Origin of the sequence: Aquabacterium sp. (assembly GCF_035476535.1) — a bacterium.
GTDB lineage: Bacteria > Pseudomonadota > Gammaproteobacteria > Burkholderiales > Burkholderiaceae_C > Pseudaquabacterium.
The window spans coordinates 19,308-39,873 of the sequence record NZ_DATILJ010000093.1; the positions used below are offsets into that span (position 1 = coordinate 19,308).

Here is a 20,566-nt window from a genome sequence, read left to right on the forward strand (position 1 = left end):
CTTCAGGCCAGGTGCTGCGCCAGCGCCGGCAGGTCCGGCGCCTGCCAGTCGAAGCGGCAGCCTGCGGTCGATTCCATCCAGCCGCCGGGCCCGTGTTCGGCCGGGCGCGGGATGTAGGCGGTCTTCAGGCCGGCCTGCTGCGCGGCCATCAGGTCCGACGGGTGCGCGGCCACCATCAGCACCTGCTCGGGCGCAAAGCCCAGCAGCTGCGCGGCCCGGCGGTAGACCTCCAGGTCCGGCTTGTAGCGGCCGATCAGTTCGGCCGACAGCACGCAGTCCCAGGGCAGGCCGGCGCGCTTGGCCATGTTCACCAGCAGCGCAACATTGCCGTTCGACAAGGTCGACAGCACGAAGCGCTGGCGCAGCTGAGTCAGGCCCGGCACGGCATCGGGCCAGGGGTCCAGCCGGTGCCAGGCGCGGTTCAGCGCATCGCGTTCGGTCTCGGGCAGGGACTCGAGACCGAAGCGCGGCAGCAGTTCGTCGAGGATCAGCCGGTGCAGGCCGTCGATGTTGATCCACGGCAGTTCGCCGCGGCTCACGCGCGCCATCGCCGGGCGGTAGCCGGCGCGCCAGGCGTCGGCAAAGGCCGGCCAGTCGGCCGCCAGGCCCAGGCGCTGGCCGAGGGCCTGGCCCTCGCGGATCAATGAACTTCGCCAATCGACGACGGTGCCGAAGATGTCGAAGACCAGGGCTCGGACGGCAGGCGTTGCATGCATGCCATCGATCATGCCGCAGCCCGGCGATTCCGCGAGATTGGCCGGCAGATCCGTCACAAATCCCCGCTTTGCCGCCGAGCTTCGCCGCTATCCTTTACACGATACGGTCTTGAACTTCGCCCATGCTGCAGGCAGGGGGCTGCCCGCACCCCCTGTGCCGGGCCCGCCGGAAGCACGAGCCCCTTGCAAGGACACCTGATTGATGAACGACTATCTGTTGTGGGCGCTGCTGGCGGCGCTGGCTCTCTGGCTGCTGGTGGATTGGCTGCGCAGCCGCCGGCGCAAGAGCGAAGCACTGCCGCCGCCGCCGATCTCCTCGCTGCCCGGGCCCGAAGAGGCCTTGGCCGAAGAGCGTGCCGAAGCCGAGCGTGCGGAAGCTGCACGCGCCGCGGCGCGTGCAGCCGATAACGCCGCACGGCTGGAAGCCCAGCGCCTGGCCGACGAGCAGGCCGCTGCTGAAGAGGCCGCACGCCTGGAGGCCCAGCGGCTGGCTGAGGCCGCTGAAGCCGCCGAGCATGCCGCAAGGCTGGCCGCCGAACAGGCTGCGGCCGAACAAGCCGCAGCTGAGCGAGCTGCAGCGGAGCAAGCTGCAGCAGAACAAGCCGCAGCCGAAGAAGCCGCGCTGCGAGAAGCCGAACGCCTGGCTGCCGAGGAAGTGGCCCGGCTGGACGCCGAGCGCCAAGCCGCCGAACATGCCGCTGCCGAGCGTGCTGCTGCCGAACGCGCTGCGGCAGAAGAAGCCGCACGCCAGCAAGCCGCTGAAGAAGCCGCCGCGCGCCTGGAAGCCCAGCGTCATGCCGAGGCCGAGGCCGAAGCCGAAGCCGAAGCCGAAGCCGAAGCCGAAGCCGCGCGCGTCGCTGCCGAGCAACGTGCGCAGGCAGAACGCCAGCAAGCCGAACGCGCCGCTACCGAGCGCGCAGCAGCCGAACGCGCCGCTGCCGCTGCGCCCGCGACTTTGCGCACGCCCGAAGAAACCCTGGTGATGATTGCCGACGATTCCAAGGTCGTGCGCGTCAAGACCAGTCGCCTGCTCGCCAAGTTCCATTACCGCGTCGCGCTGGCCGAGGATGGCTTCGAGGCCATGAAGCACATGGCCGACGCGATGCCGCACGTGCTGATCACCGATGTCGAAATGCCCGGCATGGATGGCTTCGAGCTCACCCGCCATGTGCGCGGCAACCCCAGCACGAAGCACATCCCGATCATCATGATCACCTCGTCGGACGACAAGCACCGCGCCGTCGCTGCCGAGGCCGGCGTCAGCGTGCTGCTGGGCAAGCCTTACGAAGAGGATGCGCTGATCGCGCACATCGAGACCCTGCTCAAGCGCAGCGCTCACACCGCGGAAGCCGGGCTGGTCGACGCCTGACCCGGGGCCCGCTCACCCCGGTCCGTATGGGCCGGGGCCGTTCACCGGCACGCAACACCGGCACAATCGGCCGATGCTCACGATCCGGCTCCGTGCCCCGCCGAACCTGCTGCCCACCGGTTCGGCGGGATTGCTCTCAAAGTGAGCGGCCCAAACGAAGGCGCCACCAGCGGCGCCACGATGCGCTGGCTGTTGCTGGGCACGATGGCGCTGTGGGGCGCCAACCTTTCGGTGGTCAAGCTGCTGGTCAGCCGCTACGACACGATGGCGGTGGCCACGCTGCGCATGATCGTCGCCGGACTGGCGCTGATCGCCTTGCTGCACTGGCGCGGCCGGCACTGGCCTCGGCTGACGCGCAGCCAGGCGCTGACGCTGGGCGTTTGCGCGGTGCTGATGGTCTACCTGAACCAGATCGTGTTCACCGAAGGCATTGCGCGCACCACCGCGGCGAACGCCGCGCTGATCATCGCGCTGAACCCGCTGATCTCGGCCCTGATGGCGGCCGCGCTGCTGGGCGACCGGTTGACGCCGGCGCGCATCGGCGGCGTGGTGCTGGGCTTCGGCGGTGTCGCCATGGTGGTGCTGAACCGGCCCGGCGCGGCGCTGGGCAGCGGCAGCCTGGGCGACCTGCTGGTGCTGGGCTCCGTGCTCAGCTGGGTCTCGGGCGGCGTGCTGGTGCAGCGCCTGGCGCGGCAGCTGGACTCGGTGGTGATCAGCACGGTGGTGCATGCGATGGGCGCCGTGATGCTGATGCTGCACATGGCGCTGCGGCCGTCGCCCTTCGGCATCGCCTGGGCCCAGTTCACCTGGGCGCACGGCCTGCTGCTGATGATGTCCGGCCTGCTGGCCACCGCCGCCGGCGCACTGGTGTGGAACCGCGCGCTCACCACGCTGGGCGTGGCGCGCACCTCGCTGTACGTCTACTGGGTGCCGATCTTCGGCGTGGGTTTTGCGGTGCTGCTGCTCGGTGAGCCGCTGACCGGTTGGCACCTGGCCGGGCTGGCGGCGGTGCTGGGCGGGACCTGGCTGGGCACGCGCAGCCCGGGCCGGACCTGAACGGAAGATCCACGGGCGCTCAGGCCTGCAGCGCACGCTGCAGCACCTGCAGCACCAGTGCCACCACGGCCGGCCCGTCGGCGGTCATCGCCAGCTCGGCATTCGCGGCCGGCAGCGCGGCGGGCCGCAAGTCGCACACCGTCATGCCGCGGGTGAAGCGGCCCTGCAGCTCGATGTCCACCCGCGCCGATTGAAAGCCGAACAGCGCCGGCTGCCACAGCCAGGCCGCGACCACCGGGTCGTACAGCGGCATCGGCACGCTGCCGTTGGCGCTGCGGATGCGCTGGTAGGCGTCCAGGTGGTCGGCCAGGCACTGCGCCGGCTGGCCCGGCCACTGGCGCACCTGGTCGACATCGGCCTGCCGCAGCAGCACCTGCCGGCACAGGTTGAGGCCGAACATGCGCCGTCGCAGCCCGGCCCTGAACACGATGTCGGCCGCCTCGGGGTCGGCATGCATGTTGAACTCGGCCGCCGGCGTGTGGTTGCCGCGTTCGGTGGAGCCGCCCATCAACACCAGTTCGTCGATCCGCGCCGCGGCGTCCGGCTCGGCCTGTAGCGCGCGGGCGATGTTGGTCAGCGGGCCGATCGCGATCAGCGTCACCGGCATCGGGCTGTGGCGCAAGGCCGCCAGCAGCGCCGCCACGGCATCGTCGCCGTCGGGCAAGGCCTGGGCCGGCGGCAGCGGCAGGCCGGTGCTGCGCAGGCCCTGCGCGCCGAGGATGTGCTGCGCGGTGTCCAGCGTGCCGGCGATCGGCCGGTCGCAGCCGCGGTAGACCGGCACCTGCAGCCTGTGCAGCTGGCGGATCGCCAGCGCGTTGGCCAGCGTGATGTCCAGCGGCGCATTGCCGGCGACCACGCTGATGCCCAGCCAGCGCAGCCCCGGGTGGGCGGCCAGCATCAGCATCGTCAGCCAGTCGTCGAAGCCGGGGTCGGTGTCCAGCCAGACCGGTCGTGGACCCTGGGCCAGCGGGCCTGGCCGTCGATCTTGCGACGCACCGGCCATCGCCTCACTCGCGCAGCGAGGTCACCTGCAGCACGCGGCCGATGCGCGCGCGGTCCTGCTCGATGAAGCTGATGAATGCCGCCGGCGTGCCGCCGCCGGCCAGCGCACCCTGCTGCGCCAGCTTGTCGCGCACGGCCTCGGTCTTCAGCACCTCGTCGACCTCCTGCGCCAGCCGCGCGACCACCGCCGCCGGTGTCTTCGCCGGCGCATAGAGGCCGGCCCAGCTGACGACCTTGAAGTCCTTGAAGCCGGCTGTCTCGGCGGCGGCCGGTACCTCGGGCAGCAGCGCGAGCCGGCGCTCGCCGGTCACGGCGATCGGCTTCAGCGTCTTGGCCTGCACGAAGGGCGCGGCCGATGCGGCGATCAACATCGCCAGGTCGACCTGGTTGCCGGCCACGTCGTTGGCGATCTGCGATCCGCCGCGGTAGGGAATGTGCACCATGTGCACCCGCGCCTGCTGCTTGATCATCTCGGTGGCCAGGTGCGGCAGCGTGCCGATGCCCGAGGTGGCATACGACAGCCGGCCCGGCTGCTTGCGCGCCAGCGCGATCAGCTCGCCCAGCGTGTTCGCGGGCAGCGCGGGGTGGGCCACCAGCACCATCGGCGCGGTGTTGACCAGCACCACCGGCACCAGCTCCTTCAGCACGTCGTGCTTGTAGTACGGGCCGCCGGCGGGCGCGTTCGGGTTCAGCGGCGAATCGCCGGCGATCAGGAAGGTGTAGCCATCGGCCGGCGCCTGCATCGCTTTCGCGAAGCCCAGGCCGCCGCCGGCGCCGGTGACGTTCTCGATCACCACCTGCTGGCCCAGCCGCTCAGCCAGGCGCTGGGCGACCAGGCGTGCCGTGGCGTCCAGGCTGCCGCCGGCGCTATAGGGCACGATGAAGCTGATGCTGCGGGCCGGCCAGGCCGGCTGCGCCCGCAGCGCCGGGCCGGCGAGCATCAGGCCTATGCCGAGCAAATAAAGTGTTATCAGTCGCAGCGGCGATGGTCGGCTGGTGGTCATGTCGACTCCGGGAAAGGCCAGGGAAGTGAAGCGATGGCGGTGTTCATGCCGGCGCGGGCGGCAGCCACTGCTGGCGCAGCGCATCGAAGCGCTCGCAGAATTCGGTGCGCCAGCGGCGGCGTGTGCCCTCGTCGATCCACGCCGCGTCCAGGCCGTTCAGCAGGCAGTGGCGCAGGTCGTCGATGCTGTAGCCGAAGTCGCGCAGCATCATGCGCCAGGCGCCGGTGGGCGTGACATGGTGCAGCGTCGGATCGTCGGTGTTCGGGTGCACGCGCAAGCCCAGTGCGCGCATCTGCCGGATCGGGTGATCCAGCGCCCAGCGCTGCGGTGCCAGCGTGCGCAGGTAGTAGGAATTGGTCGGCACCACGGTGAAGACCAGGCCGGCCTCGCGCGCCTGCCGCGCCAGCGCCGGGTCGTCGACGATGGTGTAGCCGTGGTCGATGCGATCGACCTGCAACTGCTCGATCGCGGTGCGCACGTTCGCCGCCGGCAGGCCGAATTCGCCGGCATGCGCAGTGGCCTTCAGGCCGGCTGCCCGCGCGGCCGCATAGGCCTGTACGAAGCGCTCCGGCGGGCCCAGTTCCTCGCGGTAGTCGATGCCGATGCCCGGCACCTCGTCGGCACGGTGCTGCAGTACCCACTGCACCATCTCCAGCGCCGCCGCGGCATCGGCCTCACGGTCGATCGCCGGCACCAGGCGGCCGGTGATGCCGAAGTCCTGCGCGGCATCGGCGATGGCGCGGCGCACCGCCGCCAGCACGGCCGGGTAGGCCAGGCCGGACACCCGGGCGGTGCCGGTCGGGTTCCAGAAGAACTCGGCATACAGCACCTGGTGGCGTGCCGCGTCCTCCAGGTACTCGTAGGTCAGGCGATGGAAGTCGTCCGGCGTCTTCAGCAGCCAGGCATCGAGCGCCCGCAGCACGCGCAGCACGCCGACCGGCTTCTCGCCGCGGGTGTAGAAGGCCTCGATGTCGGCCGCCGGGATCGGTGCGTTTTCGCGCCGGGCCAAGGCCTCGAAGGTGGACCGGCGCACCGTGCCGAGCAAGTGGCAGTGCAGCTCCATCTTCGGCAGCGCGTGCAGGAAGCCGTCCAGGGCGCTGCTGTCCGCTGGCGGCGGTGGCGTGGCGGGGCCGGCCGGGTCGGTCATGCCGGTCATGCCGGTCATGCCGTGGAGGCCGAGGGCTGTTGCCGGGCCCAGGCCTGCAGCGCCTCGCGCCAGTCGCGCACGGCCGCGGCCGCGGGCTGCCCCTGCGCCGCGGCCGCCAGTTGTGCCAGCAGCGACTGCTGTTCGGCGCTGAGCGATTCGGCAAAGCTCGGCGTCACGGTGACGACAAAGTCGCCACGCGTGCTGCCACGGCGCTGCAGCGGCAGGCCCTGGCCACGCAGCCGGTACACATGGCGTCCGCGCCGCAGCCGCATCTGCTGCAGGCCGCTGAGCGTGGGCACCTCGATCCAGGCGTCGGCCAGCCAGGCGAAGCCGTCCACCGGCATCTCGCAGCGCAGGCTGCCGTCGTCACCCGCCACGAAAAAGGGGTGAGGGCGCCATTCGATGAGCAGCTCCAGCCGGCCGTCGAAGCCGCCCTGTCCTTCGCCGGCGCCGTCGGCGACCAGCACATCGCCGCGCCGCACGCCGCCCGGGATGCGCACCGTGCGCTGGTAACGCAGCGACTGCTGGCCGCGCCCTTCGCAGGCCAGGCAGCTGCGGTGCACCAGCCCGCTGCCGTCGCAGCCGCTGCAGGTCGAGCGCACCGGCGGCCAGATGAACCACAGGCCGCTGGGCACCGTGCCGGCACCGTCGCAGCGCGGGCAGGCCGCCTCCGGTGCCAGCGCACCGCTGCCCTCGCAGGCGGCGCACGGGCAGCTCAACCGTCCGCGCACGACCCGCGTGCAGCCCAGCGCCGCCTCTTCCAGCGACAATCGCAGCTTGCGCCGCACGGTACGGCCCGGCGCCGGATCGGAGGGCTCGGGCGGCTCGCTGTCCGGCCCCTCCGGGCCAGCGTCCACGCCTTCGGTGACGCTTGACAAGCGGATCTGTTCGTAGGCCCCGTTGATGCGCTGCATCCTTCGCGCGGCCTCGGCCGAGGCATTGCGATCCGGATGCCAGTGCGACACCAGGCGACGCCAGGCGGCCTTGACCTGCGCGTCGCTGGCATCCGGGGGCAGGCCGAGTTCGGCATAGGCGCGATCGATGCTCAAACCGGGTTCCTCCTGATGCTGCGGCATTGGGCCGATGGTAGCGGGGGACACGCCAGCCGCGCCGGCAGCGGCGTGCCGACGCATCCCGGCGTAGGGCAAACCGCGCGGCTGGGCGCCGCCTTGTCCTACAACGCGTGCGGCCCGTCTCCGATGGGCTTGCCGGCGCCCGGTTCCTAGAGTGGCAGGGATGATGCCCCGGCGAACCCCCTGCGTCAGCGTCCCGGTGGCCGCGGTGCTGGCCATGCTGTTGCTGGCGGTCCTGGCCGGCTGCGCCATCACGCCGCCCATGCCGCGCGCGGACAGGCCGCCGCCGGGTCGGCCGACCCCCAGCACCGGCGCCGTGGCCAGCCAGGTGACGGTCACCGGCCATCGCGGCCGGCTGCAGCACGACGAGCGTGAACAGCTGCTGCGCCGTGTCGGCGAGCAGGGCAGCGCCTCGCTGGTGCAGCGTCAGCTGGCGGCGATGTCCAGCTTCGGCGAAGTGGACCTGCACGCGGGCAACGAAGCCCGGCTGCTGATCGATGGCCCGGCCACTTTCGCCGCCATGTTCGAGGCCATCGACAAGGCGCGGCGGACCGTCCTGTTCGAGAGCTACATCATCGAGGACATCGCGATTTCCCAGCGCCTGGCCGCGCTGCTGGCGAAGAAGCGCGCCGAAGGCGTGCAGGTGCTGCTGATCTACGACGCGCTGGGCTCGATCGGCACCGACGGCAGCTACTTCCAATCGCTGCGCGACGCCGGCGTCCCCACCTGTGCCTTCAACCCGGTGAACCCGATCAAGCGCCCGGGCTATTGGGACATCACGCACCGCGACCACCGCAAGATCCTGGTGGTCGACCGCGAAGTCGCCATCACCGGCGGCATCAACATCAGCGCGGTCTATGCCACTGGGTCCTTCGGGCGGCAGCGGCGGCAGGCGCCCGAGGGCATCAAGGCCGAGGGCTGGCGCGACACGCAGGTGCAGTTGCGTGGCCCCGCCGCCGCGGCGCTGGACGATCTGGTGCGCGAGACCTGGGCGCAGCAAGGCTGCCGCGGCGAGCTGCCGCCGGTGCCGCCCAAGCCCCCATCGGCCGCGCGCAGCACGGGGCAGCAGCTGATGCGCATCGTGCCGTCCAGCCCGGACGACGAGTTCAACCGCATCTACGCGCTGCTGCTCACCGCCATCGATGCGTCGCAACGCAGCGTGCACCTGACGATGGCCTATTTCGCGCCCGGCCAGGACATGATCGATGCGCTGTGCGAAGCCGCCGAACGCGGCGTCGACGTGCGGCTGGTGCTGCCTTCCGTGAGCGACTTCTCGCCGGTGCTGCATGCCGGCCGCAGCTACTACGAACGCCTGCTGAAGTCCGGCGTGAAGCTCTACGAACTGCAGGACGCAGTGCTGCACGCCAAGACCGCGGTGATCGATGGCGTGGTCTCGACGGTGGGCTCCAGCAACATGGACTGGCGCAGCTTTTCCGGCAACAACGAGGTCAATGCGGTGGTCATCGGCGAAGACTTCGGCGATGCGATGGCGCGCATGTTCCAGCGCGACCTGGAGGCTTCGCAGGCCATCGAAGCGGCGGCCTGGCGCAAGCGCCCCTTGTTTCAGCGTGCCAAGGAATCGCTGGCGCGCCTGTTCGAAGCCTGGTGGTGAACCCACCCGCGCGCCACAGGCACCCGTCTTGCCCGTTCTTCACCACCTTGAGAAAGCCAGGCCCATCATGGACTCTTCTGCACCGCAGACCAGTTTCGGCGTCTTCAAGCCTGTCGGCCATGTGCTGATCCAGCTGCCCAGCGCGGACGACCTGGACGGCGCCGTCATTGCCGTGCTCGCGCTGGGCCCGACCTACGCGGACATGGTGCGCTACACGCCGCGCCAGATGCTGACGCAGATCGACCAGGACCTGGCCAGTGCCAGCCCCCTCGCCGGCATCGGCCAGGAACTCAACCTGATCAAGGCGCACCGCGTGATGGCCGAGCAGGGCTACCACTGGCTGCTGGTGAAGGTGCCGAACCTGGACATGGCGAGGCGGGTGGCCGATGCGGTGCGGCCGTGGCACGCCGAGCGTGCGCAGCACTATGGCCGCTTCCTCATCGACGAGCTGATCGAACACGCCGGCGACACGACCCAGGTGGCCGAATCGCCCGACCGCGGGCTCGATGCGCAGACGCCGTCCGGCCAGGAGGCCGAACGCGGCGAGCGCCACACCTGAGCACGCGACGGGGGCGCCATGCCTGTGGCTTCGACCCGCCGCGCCGCAGCACCCGCGCCGCTGCGGCGTTATCACGCCAAGCGCGACTTCAAGCGCACGCCGGAGCCGCGCGCCGAGGCCGCTGCGCCGAACGGGGACCTGGCCTTCGTGGTGCAGAAGCACCACGCCAGCCACCTGCACTACGACTTCCGGCTTGAACTCGACGGCGTGCTGCTCAGCTGGGCGGTGCCCAAGGGGCCGAGCCTGGATCCGGCGGACAAACGGCTGGCGGTGCATGTGGAAGACCACCCGCTGGCCTACCGCCACTTCGAAGGCACGATACCGCCGGGCCAGTACGGTGCCGGCCAGGTGCAGGTGTGGGACCAGGGCCGGTGGACGCCGGTGGGTGGTGCGGCCCAGGCGCGGCGCGGGGTGCGCGCGGGCAAGCTGGAATTCGATCTCAGCGGCCACAAGCTGCGCGGCCGTTGGGAACTGGTGCGCATGGCACCGAAGAAAACCGGCGACGCCGAAGCCTGGCTGCTGTTCAAGAAGCGCGACGCCTGGGCCCGGCCGCGGGCCGACTACGACGTGCTCGCCGCCGAGCCGGGCAGCGTGCTCGGTGCCGCCGCGCAGGCTCTGCCGCCAGCGTCGACAAGAGAAGCCGGCTCGGCCGGCAAGACCAGGCAGCACGCGCTGCCAACCACGCTATCGCCCCAGCTGGCCGTGCTGGCGACGCAGGTGCCCACTGGCGGCGACTGGCGCGCCGAGATGAAGTTCGACGGCTACCGCCTGCTGGCGCGCATCACGCACGGCCGCGCACGCCTGTTCACGCGCAGCGGCCAGGACTGGACGCGCAAGCTCGAGCCGCTGGCCGCCGCGCTGGCCCGGCTGCCGGTCGATGAGGCCTGGCTGGATGGCGAGATCGTCGTCAACGGTCCGGATGGCCGGCCCGAGTTCAATCGCCTGCAGAACGCCTTCGATGCCGGGCGCACCGAGGCCATCGTCTACTGGTTGTTCGACCTGCCCTTGTTCGGCGGCGAGGACCTGCGCGAGCAGCCGCTGCTGCAGCGTCGCCGACGGCTGCGCGAGTTGTTGGCCGACGTGGCCGATGGGCCGCTGCGCTTCAGCGAGGACCTGCCCGGCGAGATTTCCGAGGCGCTGCAGGCGGCCTGCGGGCTGCAGCTCGAAGGCCTGATCGTCAAGCGCCAGGATGCCCCGTATGTCAGCCGGCGCAGCGACAGCTGGTTGAAGCTCAAGTGCGGCCAGCGGCAGGAGTTCGTGATCGGCGGCTTCACCGAACGCAGCGACTCCGCGCAGGCCGTGGGTGCGCTGCTGCTCGGCCAGCATGACGATGCCGGCCACCTGCGGCCGGTGGGCCGCGTCGGCACGGGCTTCAGCCAGGCCGCGGCCAGGACGCTGCATCGCCAGCTGGCCGCACTCGAAGTCACACGCACACCCTTCGCCGATCCGCCGGACCCGCGACAGCGCCATCGCCGCAGCGATGCCGCGCCGCACTGGGTGCGGCCCCAACTGGTGGCTCAGGTGCGCTTCGCCAGCTGGACGCCCGACGGCAACATCCGCCATGCCGTCTTCCAGGGCCTGCGCAGCGACAAGCCGGCGCGCCAGGTGGGCGCGGAACAGCGTTCGGAGCCGCAGTCGCCCTCACAGCCGAAATCACCGCAGAAATCGCAGCGGAAGCCGCAACGAGCGTCGCCAGCGCAGGTCGGCGCGCTGGCCATCAGCCATCCCGATCGCGTGATCGACAAGCACAGCGGGTTGCGCAAGATCGACCTGGTGCGCTTCTACGAGCAGGTGGCCGGGCATCTGCTGCCGCAGCTGGCGGGCCGGCCGGTGGCGTTGTTGCGGGCGCCGGCCGGCGTGGGCGGCGCAATGTTCTTCCAGAAGCACGCCGAAGGCCTGCGCATCCCCGGCCTGCGTGTGCTGGATGCGGCGCTGTGGCCCGAGCACGAGGCGCTGATCGAGGTGGCCAGCGTCGAGGCGCTGATCGGTGCCGCGCAGATGAACGTGATCGAGTTCCACCCCTGGAATGCGACGACGCGGCGCATCGACCAGCCCAACCGGCTGGTGCTGGACCTGGACCCCGGTGAAGGCGTGGCCTGGCCGCAGGTGCGCGAAGCTGCCCAGCTGGTGCGCACCCTGCTGGATGAACTGGGTCTGCGCTGCTGGCTCAAGACCAGCGGCGGCAAGGGCCTGCACCTGGTGCTGCCGATCGCCCCGCGCTGGTCGGCCGACACCGTGAAGGCCTTTTCGCGGGCCATCGTGCAGCACCTGGCGAAGACCGTGCCGTCGCGCTTCGTCGCCACCAGCGGGCCGTCGAACCGGGTCGGACGCATCTTCGTCGACTACCTGCGCAACGGCCTGGGCGCGACCACGGTGGCGGCGTACTCGGCGCGCGCGCGGCCCGGGCTGGGCGTGTCGATGCCGATCGGCTGGGATGCGCTCGCCGACCTGGCTTCGAGCGCGCAGTGGACTGTCGCCGACACCGTGGCCCACCTGCGCCAGCGCGGCGCCGACCCCTGGGGCGGACTGGCCGCCTGCCGCCAAGGCCTGGGCGAAGCGATGCGGCGGCTCGGTTTCGCCGCCGAAGCGGACGCGTCGACAACAGCTTAGCAACGGGCTCACGCCCGCTTGCGCGTCGGCGGCTTCTTGCGCTCGCCGAGGCTGCGTTTGAGCAGCTCGGTCAGGTCGACGACATTGCCCTGTGGCTCGCCCGGACCGGCCTCTTCGAGCGGCCGCACGCGCTCGGTCTTGCCGGCTTCGGCGCGCTGCTTCACCAGCGCGTGGATCGCCTCGGTGAAGCGGTCGGCAAAACGTTCGGCATGCCAGGGTTCGGTCATGTCCTCGATCAGCTGCCCCGCCATCTTCAGCTCGGCCTCCTTCAGGCCGGCGGCGGCCTTGCCTTCGGGCGGCAGCTTCAGCTCGTTCCAGGGCCGGATCTCGTCGACCCAGCGCAAGGTGTCCAGCATCAGCGCCGGGCCGGCGGGAATCACCGCGGCCAGGTGTTCCTTCAGGTGCATCACCACGCGGGCGATGCCGATCACGCCGGCGCTCAGCATCGCTTCGCGCAGCAGCGCGTAGACCTTCTCGCTCTTGCCGACCGGTTCCAGGTAGTACGGCTTCTCCAGGTGTACGAAGGGGATCTGGTCGGCCCGCACGAAGCACTCGATCTCGATGGATTGCATGGTCTTGGGGTAGGCGTTGCGGATCTCGTCGTCGCTGAGCACGACATAGCCGCCGTCGTCGACCTTGGTGCCGCGCACGATGTGCTGCTTGTCCACCACCTTGCCGGTGCGCTTGTTGATGCGCTGGTAGCCCACCGGGTCCATCGTGCGCTTGTCCAGCCAGTCGAAATCGATGCCCGATTCCGACGAGGCTGGGTACAGCGCCACCGGCACGTGCACCAGGCCGAAGCTGATGGCACCTTTCCAGATCACGCGGGGCATGGCAGTTCTCCAAGGAAGGCAAGGCTTGCGGCAGGCTTTGCAGCGGCCGCGCGTAGCCCGGCTGCAGGCTCCGGGCAATCGCCATGCCGTCGATGGGCCATGCCGTGAGCCGGCATGTCGCTTGCCGGCGACGGCTCACGATGAGCGCGCCCGAACTGCTGCCCCTGCTGAATGCGCTGACCAGCCTGTGCTTCGATGGCGAAGCGGCGTTTGCCTACGGCGTGCAGCGTGCCAGCAGTACCGGCCTGCGCCAGCTGTTCCTGCGGCGCGCGCAGGACTGCCGCGCCGCCGCGCACTCACTGCAACGCCTGGTGCTGCAGCAGGGCGCCCTGCCTCAGCACGGCGGCAGCGCGGCCGGCGACATCTGCCTGAGCTTCGTGGCCGTGCGCTGCGCACTCTGCATCGATGCCGACCGCGTGCTGCTCGATGCCTGCGAACAAGGCGACGCGCTGGCGCTGCGCTGGTACCGGGCCGTGCTGATGCTGCCGCTGCCGACCACCGTGCGCGTGCTGGTTGCGGCCCAGCACGACGCGATCGAAAACGACCGGCTGAGCCTGATGGTGATGCGCGAGCGCCTGGGCAGCTGGGCCTGAGGCGGCCTCAGCGTGTCAAACGGATCGGCCGCCAGGCGGCCGAGGCACCCGTGTCAGCCCGCGACCTGCTCGGCGACGGCCTTGCACGACGGGTTGCACACCGTCTGCGATTTGCCCAGCAGCTTGCGCATCTTCAGCATCGTGCGCGGGCGGTGGGTACCGCACAGGAAACACGACATCGTGGAGCCGCCGAAGGCGCCTGCCGGCGCAAACGGCGAGCCGGGTGTCTTGCTGCGGTAACGCAGGCCATCGGCTTCGATGCGTGTCTTGACCTCGTCTTTGGCCATTCTCGAACCCTCCAGTGCTTTTGGCGCGCAGCGAAGCCGCGCAAGCCCCAAGGATACTGTATGAACTCTCAGCCTGGTCTGATGGCTTGCCCGGAGGCCCTCAAATCCCCAGTGTCAGGGTGTAGTTGCCGGTGCTGCCGGCCGAGCGCAACACGCGCACATACAGCGTCAGCGCGGTGCTGCCGCGGTTCGCCTGGGTCCAGCTGAGGCTCTGGCCCACCGTGCCGGCGCGTTCCACCAGCTTGCGGCCCAGCGCGCTGTACACGCCCAGGCCAGGCCCGGTGCCGGCGGCGCCGGTCAGCGTGATGCTCAGGGTCTTGTTCACCGGCACGCTGATGCGGTAGTGGTCGGCATCGCCGACGCTACCGATGCTGCCATTGACGGTGGCCGGCAGCGAGGCCACGGCCTGCGCGGTGGCCAGGCTGTCGTTGCTTTCGGCTTCGCTGACGGTGATCGGATCCGGCGTGATCGCGTCGTGCGCGGCCTGCACCGCCGCGGCGGCGTCGACCAGGCCGGCACCGCACTGCGTGCAGGTGGCCGGGAAGCTGCGCACGGTGGCCACCAGCATCGCCGAGAGCTGGTCCGGCGTCAGCGTGTCGTTGGTCGACAGCATCAGCGCGGCGATGCCGGCGACCACCGGCGTGGCCATCGAGGTGCCCATCAGGCCGGCGTAGTTGTCGGTGCTCGGCGTGGTGCTGCCGGCGTTGTGCGTCGACAGGATCGCATTGCCCGAGTCACCGCCCGGCGCGGCCAGCGTCACCACGCTGCCGTAGTTCGAATACGAGGCCCGGCCACCGCTGATGCCGGTGGAGGCCACCGTGATCACGCCGCTGCAGTTGGCCGGCGAGGTGTTGGAGGCATTGGTGTTGGCATTGCCCGCCGCCACGATCACCACCGAGCCGGCAGCGCGGGCGCTGTTGATGGCGGTCTGCGTCGTCGTGTCGCAGCTGCCGCTGCCGCCCAGCGACAGGTTCAGCACCTTGGCCGGCGTGGTGTTGGTCGGCACACCGCTCACCGAACCGCCGGCGGCCCAGGTGATGGCGTCGGCGATGTCGGAGGTGTAGCCGCCGCAGCGGCCCAGCACGCGCAAGGGCAGGATCTTGGCGTTGTAGGCCAGGCCGGCCACGCCGGTGGCGTTGTTGCCCACCGCGGCGATGATGCCGGCCACGTGCGTGCCGTGCCAGGAGCTGTTCGACGCGCCGCTGCCGGCGCCGCAGAAATTCGCGGCCACGGCATCGCCGGGGTCGTTGCCATCGGCATCGCGGCCGCCGCCGTCGTTGGCGCTGCTGGCCGAGGTGATGAAGTCGTAGCCGGCCAGCAGGTTGGCCGCCAGATCCGGGTGGGGGCGCACCCCGGTATCGATCACCGCGACGGTGACGCCCGTGCCGGTGGCCACGTCCCAGGCCGCCGGGGCGCGCACGCCGCCGGTGGTGTCCGACCAGTGCCACTGCGACGCGTACTGCGGGTCGTTCGGCGTGGCCAGCGCATGCATCAGCCGGTCGGGCTCGGCGTATTCGATGTTCGCGTCGCCCGAGCGCAGGCTGGCGGCCAGTGCTTCGGCTTCGCCCAGGCTCATGCGGCGGTTCAGGCGGAACACCTGCGCGCCGGCGGCCGTCTGGCGCAGCGCGTTCATCGTCACGCCATGGCGGTTGGCGGCCACGCGGGCGGCCATCGCCGAGCGCATGGTGCGCAGCGCCGGCACGCTCAGGCTGCTGGGGCCGGCGCCGTTGCGGTATTTGATGATCAGACGGTCGGTGCCGGTGTCGACCGGCAGCTGGCGCGGACCGGCAGGTGCCGCCGCCTGGGCGCCGAGGGCGGCCAGGGCCAGCAGGCAGGCGGTGATCGTGGCGGCCGGCGAGAGGGAAGGGAGGCGTCTGCTCATCCCTTCTTCATCGGAAACGGCGCCGGGTTCTTGAGTGCCGCCGGGGGCCTGCAGGCGCTACAGGTTCTCGCACATCACCGAGGGCGAGAAGTCCGCCGCATCGGCCGGTTTGCGGCCCGCGGTCCAGGCCAGCAAGGTGTCGGCGGTCATCGGCCGGGCCAGGAAGTAGCCCTGCAGCTCATCGCAGTTCAGGTCCAGCAGGATGTCCTGTTGCCCCCGGGTCTCGACGCCTTCGGCCACCACGCGCAGGCCCAGCGCATGCGCCAGGTGGATCACCGCGCTGACGATGGCGCGCGCATCGCTGCTGCTCTCGATGTCGCTGACGAAGCTGCGGTCGATCTTGAGCTGGCGCGCCGGCAGCTGGCGCAGGTAGCTCAGGCTGGAGTAGCCGGTGCCGAAGTCGTCGATCGACAGGAACACGCCGATGTCCGCCAGGGCTTCGAAGGCGCGCTGGGTGGCCTGGATGTCTTCCATCGCCACGGTTTCGGTGATCTCGCACAGCAGCTGCGAGGCGTCCAGGCCGTGGCGCGCCAAGGCCGCGCCCACACGCTCGGCCAGGCCGTCCTCGCGCAACTGGTGCACCGACAGGTTGATCGCCACGCGCATGCGCAAGCCCCCGGCGGCCCAGGTGGCCATCTGCCGGCAGGCTTCGTCGATGACCCAGTTGCCCAGGCCGTTGATCAGCCCGAAACGTTCGGCGATCGGAATGAACACGCCGGGGCTGACGACGCCGCGCTGCGGATGGTTCCAGCGCAGCAAGGCCTCGACGCCGCGGATCTGGCCGCTGTGGCCGTCGACCTTGGGCTGGTAGTACAGCTCCAGCTGGCCGCGAGCGACGGCATGCCGCAGGTCGTGCTGCAGGTTCAGCTGTTCATGCGCACCGGCGTCCATGTGCGACTCGAACACCGCGTAGGTGTTGCCGCCGGCCCGCTTGGCCGCATACATCGCCACATCGGCATGCGCGATGAGCTTGTCGCGCTGGCCGTGGTCGGGGTAGATCACGATGCCCATCGAGCCGGACACCGCAATCTGCTGCTCCGCAACGTCGATGGGCCGGGTCAGCGCCTCCAGCATGCGGCGCGCCACGGCCACGCAGTCGGCCAGGCTGGCCACGTCCTCCATCAGCACGACGAACTCGTCGCCGCCGATGCGGGCCACCGTATCGCTCTCGCGCGCGGCCTGGCGCATGCGCTGCGCCACCTCGGCCAGCACGAAGTCGCCAGCGGCATGGCCCAGCGAATCGTTGACCGGCTTGAAGCCATCCAGGTCGATGAACAGCACCGCCAGCTTTTCGGCTGCACGGTCGCTGATGCGCCCATCGGCGCGTTCGAGGCGGCTCAGCGCATGCATCAGCCGGTCCTCGAACAGCAGGCGGTTCGGCAGTCCGGTGAGCGCGTCGATGAAGGCGCGCTGGCGCAGTTCTTCATTGGCCGTCTGCAGCTCGGCGTTGGCGACCTTCAGCGAGCCGGCGAGCTGGGCCGTGCGGCTGCGCATGCGCGCGTCGACGGTGGAGGTCAACAGCGTCATCGTCAGCAGCGCCACCGACGACAAGGCCACCAGCGCGCCCAGGCCCTTGCCGGCCAGCGCACCGCTGCTCAGGCACACCGTGCCGGCAGGAAAGCTGGCCGCGGCCATGCCGGTGTAGTGCATGCCGCAGATGGCCACGCCCATCACCAGCGCAGCAGCGCACTGGACCATCAGGCTGTAGCGGGCATCGACCTGGCGCAGCCAGAAAAAGATCATCAGCGCGGCGGCCGAAGCGAGCACGGCAATCGCCGCGGAGGCGCCGACCAGGCGCCAGTCCCAGACGATGCCGGGCGCCATGTCGAGCGCGGCCATGCCGGTGTAGTGCATCGCGCAGATGCCCGTGCCCATCAGCAGCGCGCCGCAGATCAGCCGGCGTGCGGTGAGCTTGCCGCGGCTGGCGATGGCCAGCGCCACGGCCGACACGCCGACCCCGGCGAACCAGGACGCGAGGGTCAGCGCATGCGTGTAGCCCAGCTCGATCGGCAGCGAAAACGCCATCATGCCGACGAAGTGCATGCACCAGATGCCGGTGCCCATCGCCAGCGAGCCGCCGAGCCACCAGCGCCGCGCGACGCGGCGGTCGTGGGTGCGCACCCGCTGCGCCAGGTCCAGCGCCACGTAGGAGGCAAAACTGGCGATCAGCAGCGAGGCCAGGACCACCCAGGGGTCATAGCTGGAAGACAAATAGTTCACGGCGGGTTCGAGTCGGGGCGGACATACAGCGAAGGACATCTTCTGCATCGGCCGACCGGCCGATAGCTTGATGCCAACCGGGCCCGGCCACGCCCGAGACGCCGCAAGGCGGCTGCGCCAGCGTGCAAAAGCGCACGGGCCTGATCGGAATGACCTTGCCGGCGAGGGGGTTGGACGACATTTTTCGCTGGTCCCGGTTGAGAAAAATCAGTAGCGGCGCGGTGTTCCGGCCGCCTGGCCCGCCGCCCGACGCATCGGTGACACAACAACGCAATTCGCGGGCTTCGTCAGCGCGATACTGTGGGAAAACGCAGTGCTCCATGCGGCCGGCAGCTGCCGCGGCCGCCGGCCCCGCCCCGAACAGAGGACCTCACGATGACCGACACGCTCGCCACGCCCCGCCCGACCGCCGCGACGCTGTCGCCCCAGGCCATCAGCGCCGAAGTGCTGGCCGAAAAGTACGCCAAGGGCGATGAGCAGACGCTGGACGAAGTGCGCCGCCGTGTCGCCCATGCGCTGGCGCAGGCCGAGCCCAAAGACCAGCGCGCGCTGTGGGAAGCCCGGTTCCTCGATGCGCAGCGCCGCGGCTTCGTGCCGGCTGGGCGCATCAATTCAGCGGCCGGTACCGAGTTGGCGGCCACGCTGATCAACTGCTTCGTGCAGCCGGTGGGCGATTCGATCTCGTCGCCCGAAGACGGCCACCCCGGCATCTACACCGCGCTGACCGAAGCCGCCGAAACCATGCGCCGTGGCGGTGGCGTGGGCTACGACTTTTCGCGCATCCGCCCACACGGGGCCTGGGTCGGCGCGACGCAAAGCCATGCCTCGGGCCCGGTGAGCTACATGCGCGTGTTCGACCGCAGCTGCGAGACGGTGGAATCCGCCGGTTCGCGCCGTGGCGCGCAGATGGGCGTGCTGCGCTGCGACCACCCGGACGTCGAAGCCTTCATCCAGGCCAAGGACCAGGGCGACCTGAAGAACTTCAACATCTCGGTCGGCGTGACCGACCAGTTCATGCAGGCGGTGCTGGACGATGGCGAGGTCGACCTGGTGCACAAGGCCGAACCCGGCGTGGCGCAGAAAGCCGCCGGCGCCTTCCAGCGCGCCGATGGCCAATGGGTCTACCGCAGGCTGCGCGCCCGCGCGCTGTGGGACCAGATCATGCGCAGCACCTACGACCACGCCGAGCCGGGCGTGCTGTTCCTGGATCGCATCAACCAGGACAACAACCTGGGGTACTGCGAAACCATTGCGGCGACGAATCCGTGCGTGACGGCGGGTACTCGCCTGGCGACGCAGCATGGCTTGGTGACGATTGGTGAGTTGCATGCCAACGCAGCTTCGCTACAGGTCACCGTGGATCGTCGGGCGCTGGGACAGCACGCGCGCGGCGTGGACTTGCGGCCCGCGAAGCCAGCCTTCATGACATCCCGGGATGCCGAAGTCTTCAGGGTCATCACCGCCGAAGGCTACGAAATCGAAGCCACCGCATGGCACGACTTCTACACCGCGCGGGGAAAGATCAAGCTCAGTGAGCTGCGCGAGGGCGATGAACTCTGGGTGCAATCGGGCAAGGGCCAGTTCGGACAGCAAGGCGACGAGTCTCTCGGTATGCTGCTGGGTCTGATAACCGGCGACGGGCATTTCACGAACCGGGGCAAGGGGCAGGAAGCCGCGATCCTCAACTTCTGGAACGAAGAGTGCGCGCTGGCCGGCGTTATGGCGCAGACAGTCAACCTGCTGATCGCTGGCCACGCCTTAGCGCCCCGGGGTTACACCGTGGCGCCGGTGGCGGTGCCCGAGCGCAATCATGTGTTCATCCGTTCGGTGCTGTTGGCGCGTGCCTTGCAGCTCTACGGCTTCACGCGGGAGACCAAGCTGCGGGTGCCCGAAGTGGTGTGGCGTGGCAGTGAAGACTGCGTCAAGGGCTACCTGCGCGGGCTGTTCCAGACCGATGGCACGGTCAATGTCTCGTCACTCAGTGAAACTTGTTCGGTGCGGCTGACTTCGGTTCACCGCCCGCTATTGCAGGACGTGCAAGTCCTGTTGTCGAACTTTGGTGTGTTTTCGCGCATCCATCAGCGTCGGGCCGCTGGACTTCGATCATTGCCGGACGGCAAGGGTGGGCAACGGGACTATCCGTGCCAGACCGTGCATGAACTCATCATCGACGGCGAGTCGCGCGAGGTCGTCATGCGCGAGATCGGCTTCCTGCTCGAGGCCAAGCGTGCAAAGTACGCGTCCTGGGTCAGCGGCAGGGCGCTGCTCAAGACGCAGCGATTCGCCGCGCGTGTCCAGGCCATCGTGCCGATCGGTCGCCAACCGGTCTACGACACCACGCAGCCCGATCACAACACAGTCATCTTCAACGGTCTGGTCACGGGGCAGTGCGCCGAACAGCCACTTCCGCCCTACGGCTGCTGCTGCCTCGGCAGCGTAGACCTCACGCACTTCGTCCAGCGCCCGTTCGAGCCCGACGCGGCCTTCGACGACGCCGGTTTCGCCGAGGTCTGCAAGGTGGCCACGCGCATGCTCGACAACGTGCTCGACGTCACCGTCTGGCCGCTGGCGCAGCAGCAGGAAGAAGCGCGCAACAAGCGCCG

At 70.1% G+C, this 20,566-nt stretch carries 16 protein-coding genes; 7 read left to right on the plus strand and 9 right to left on the minus strand.

The window, feature by feature from the left end; genetic code table 11:
* Positions 1 to 2: 2 nt before the first annotated feature.
* Entirely contained in the window at positions 3 to 716 is a 714-nt protein-coding gene (locus VLK61_RS09520; protein ID WP_325420517.1) for a haloacid dehalogenase type II, read from the minus strand.
* Between the two features lie 202 nt (positions 717 to 918).
* Here VLK61_RS09520 and VLK61_RS09525 point away from each other — a divergent pair, with 202 nt between their 5' ends.
* Together VLK61_RS09525 and VLK61_RS09530 are read left to right on the plus strand one after the other, a co-directional pair.
* Complete coding sequence (locus VLK61_RS09525; protein WP_325420519.1) at positions 919 to 2,085, plus strand: response regulator; 1,167 nt, start codon at positions 919 to 921, stop codon at positions 2,083 to 2,085.
* Positions 2,086 to 2,226: 141 nt separating this feature from the next.
* Positions 2,227 to 3,141: a DMT family transporter gene (locus tag VLK61_RS09530; RefSeq protein ID WP_325420521.1), complete on the plus strand. Its 915-nt coding sequence runs from the start codon at positions 2,227 to 2,229 to the stop codon at positions 3,139 to 3,141.
* A gap of 19 nt (positions 3,142 to 3,160) precedes the next feature.
* Here VLK61_RS09530 and VLK61_RS09535 read toward each other — a convergent pair whose 3' ends face one another.
* Genes VLK61_RS09535 through VLK61_RS09550 form a run of 4 tightly spaced genes read right to left on the minus strand, consistent with a single transcriptional unit; the run spans position 3,161 to position 7,343 of the window.
* On the minus strand, positions 3,161 to 4,144 hold the full coding sequence (locus VLK61_RS09535; RefSeq protein ID WP_325420523.1) for a nucleoside hydrolase: 984 nt from the start codon (positions 4,142 to 4,144) through the stop codon (positions 3,161 to 3,163).
* A 4-nt stretch (positions 4,145 to 4,148) separates the two neighbouring features.
* On the minus strand, positions 4,149 to 5,147 hold the full coding sequence (locus VLK61_RS09540; RefSeq protein ID WP_325420525.1) for a Bug family tripartite tricarboxylate transporter substrate binding protein: 999 nt from the start codon (positions 5,145 to 5,147) through the stop codon (positions 4,149 to 4,151).
* 43 nt (positions 5,148 to 5,190) lie between these two features.
* Positions 5,191 to 6,312 (minus strand): adenosine deaminase, encoded by a 1,122-nt coding sequence (gene add / locus VLK61_RS09545; RefSeq protein WP_414636796.1) that lies wholly within the window; start codon positions 6,310 to 6,312, stop codon positions 5,191 to 5,193.
* The gene (locus tag VLK61_RS09550; protein ID WP_325420527.1) at positions 6,309 to 7,343 is read right to left on the minus strand and encodes a DnaJ C-terminal domain-containing protein; all 1,035 of its coding nucleotides are present in this window, start codon (positions 7,341 to 7,343) and stop codon (positions 6,309 to 6,311) included. The genes add and VLK61_RS09550 overlap by 4 nt, the downstream gene beginning before the upstream one ends.
* A 190-nt stretch (positions 7,344 to 7,533) precedes the next feature.
* Here VLK61_RS09550 and VLK61_RS09555 point away from each other — a divergent pair, with 190 nt between their 5' ends.
* The 3 genes from VLK61_RS09555 (at position 7,534) to ligD (ending at position 12,148) form a co-directional block, all read left to right on the plus strand.
* Entirely contained in the window at positions 7,534 to 8,979 is a 1,446-nt protein-coding gene (locus tag VLK61_RS09555) for a phospholipase D-like domain-containing protein (protein ID WP_325420528.1), read from the plus strand.
* A 67-nt stretch (positions 8,980 to 9,046) separates the two neighbouring features.
* Positions 9,047 to 9,538, plus strand: coding sequence for a hypothetical protein (locus VLK61_RS09560; RefSeq protein WP_325420530.1), 492 nt, complete (start codon positions 9,047 to 9,049; stop codon positions 9,536 to 9,538).
* Positions 9,539 to 9,556: 18 nt separating this feature from the next.
* Positions 9,557 to 12,148, plus strand: coding sequence for a DNA ligase D (ligD, locus tag VLK61_RS09565; RefSeq protein WP_325420532.1), 2,592 nt, complete (start codon positions 9,557 to 9,559; stop codon positions 12,146 to 12,148).
* 8 nt (positions 12,149 to 12,156) lie between these two features.
* Here ligD and VLK61_RS09570 read toward each other — a convergent pair whose 3' ends face one another.
* Positions 12,157 to 12,981 (minus strand): Ku protein, encoded by an 825-nt coding sequence (locus VLK61_RS09570; RefSeq protein ID WP_325420534.1) that lies wholly within the window; start codon positions 12,979 to 12,981, stop codon positions 12,157 to 12,159.
* A gap of 140 nt (positions 12,982 to 13,121) precedes the next feature.
* Between VLK61_RS09570 and VLK61_RS09575 the strand changes: the two genes are divergently transcribed.
* Complete coding sequence (locus VLK61_RS09575; protein WP_325420535.1) at positions 13,122 to 13,574, plus strand: PA2169 family four-helix-bundle protein; 453 nt, start codon at positions 13,122 to 13,124, stop codon at positions 13,572 to 13,574.
* Positions 13,575 to 13,627: 53 nt separating this feature from the next.
* Here the strand turns inward: VLK61_RS09575 and VLK61_RS09580 are convergent, their stop codons facing one another.
* The 3 genes from VLK61_RS09580 to VLK61_RS09590 form a co-directional block, all read right to left on the minus strand.
* Entirely contained in the window at positions 13,628 to 13,861 is a 234-nt protein-coding gene (locus VLK61_RS09580) for a hypothetical protein (RefSeq protein WP_325420537.1), read from the minus strand.
* Between the two features lie 100 nt (positions 13,862 to 13,961).
* A complete protein-coding gene (locus VLK61_RS09585; protein ID WP_325420539.1) occupies positions 13,962 to 15,743 on the minus strand; it encodes a S8 family peptidase in 1,782 nt (593 codons plus the stop codon).
* Between the two features lie 57 nt (positions 15,744 to 15,800).
* Complete coding sequence (locus VLK61_RS09590) at positions 15,801 to 18,002, minus strand: putative bifunctional diguanylate cyclase/phosphodiesterase (protein WP_414636797.1); 2,202 nt, start codon at positions 18,000 to 18,002, stop codon at positions 15,801 to 15,803.
* Positions 18,003 to 18,338: 336 nt separating this feature from the next.
* Here VLK61_RS09590 and VLK61_RS09595 point away from each other — a divergent pair.
* Positions 18,339 to 20,566 (plus strand): LAGLIDADG family homing endonuclease (locus VLK61_RS09595; protein ID WP_325420543.1); only part of this gene is annotated, 2,228 nt, incomplete at its 3' end.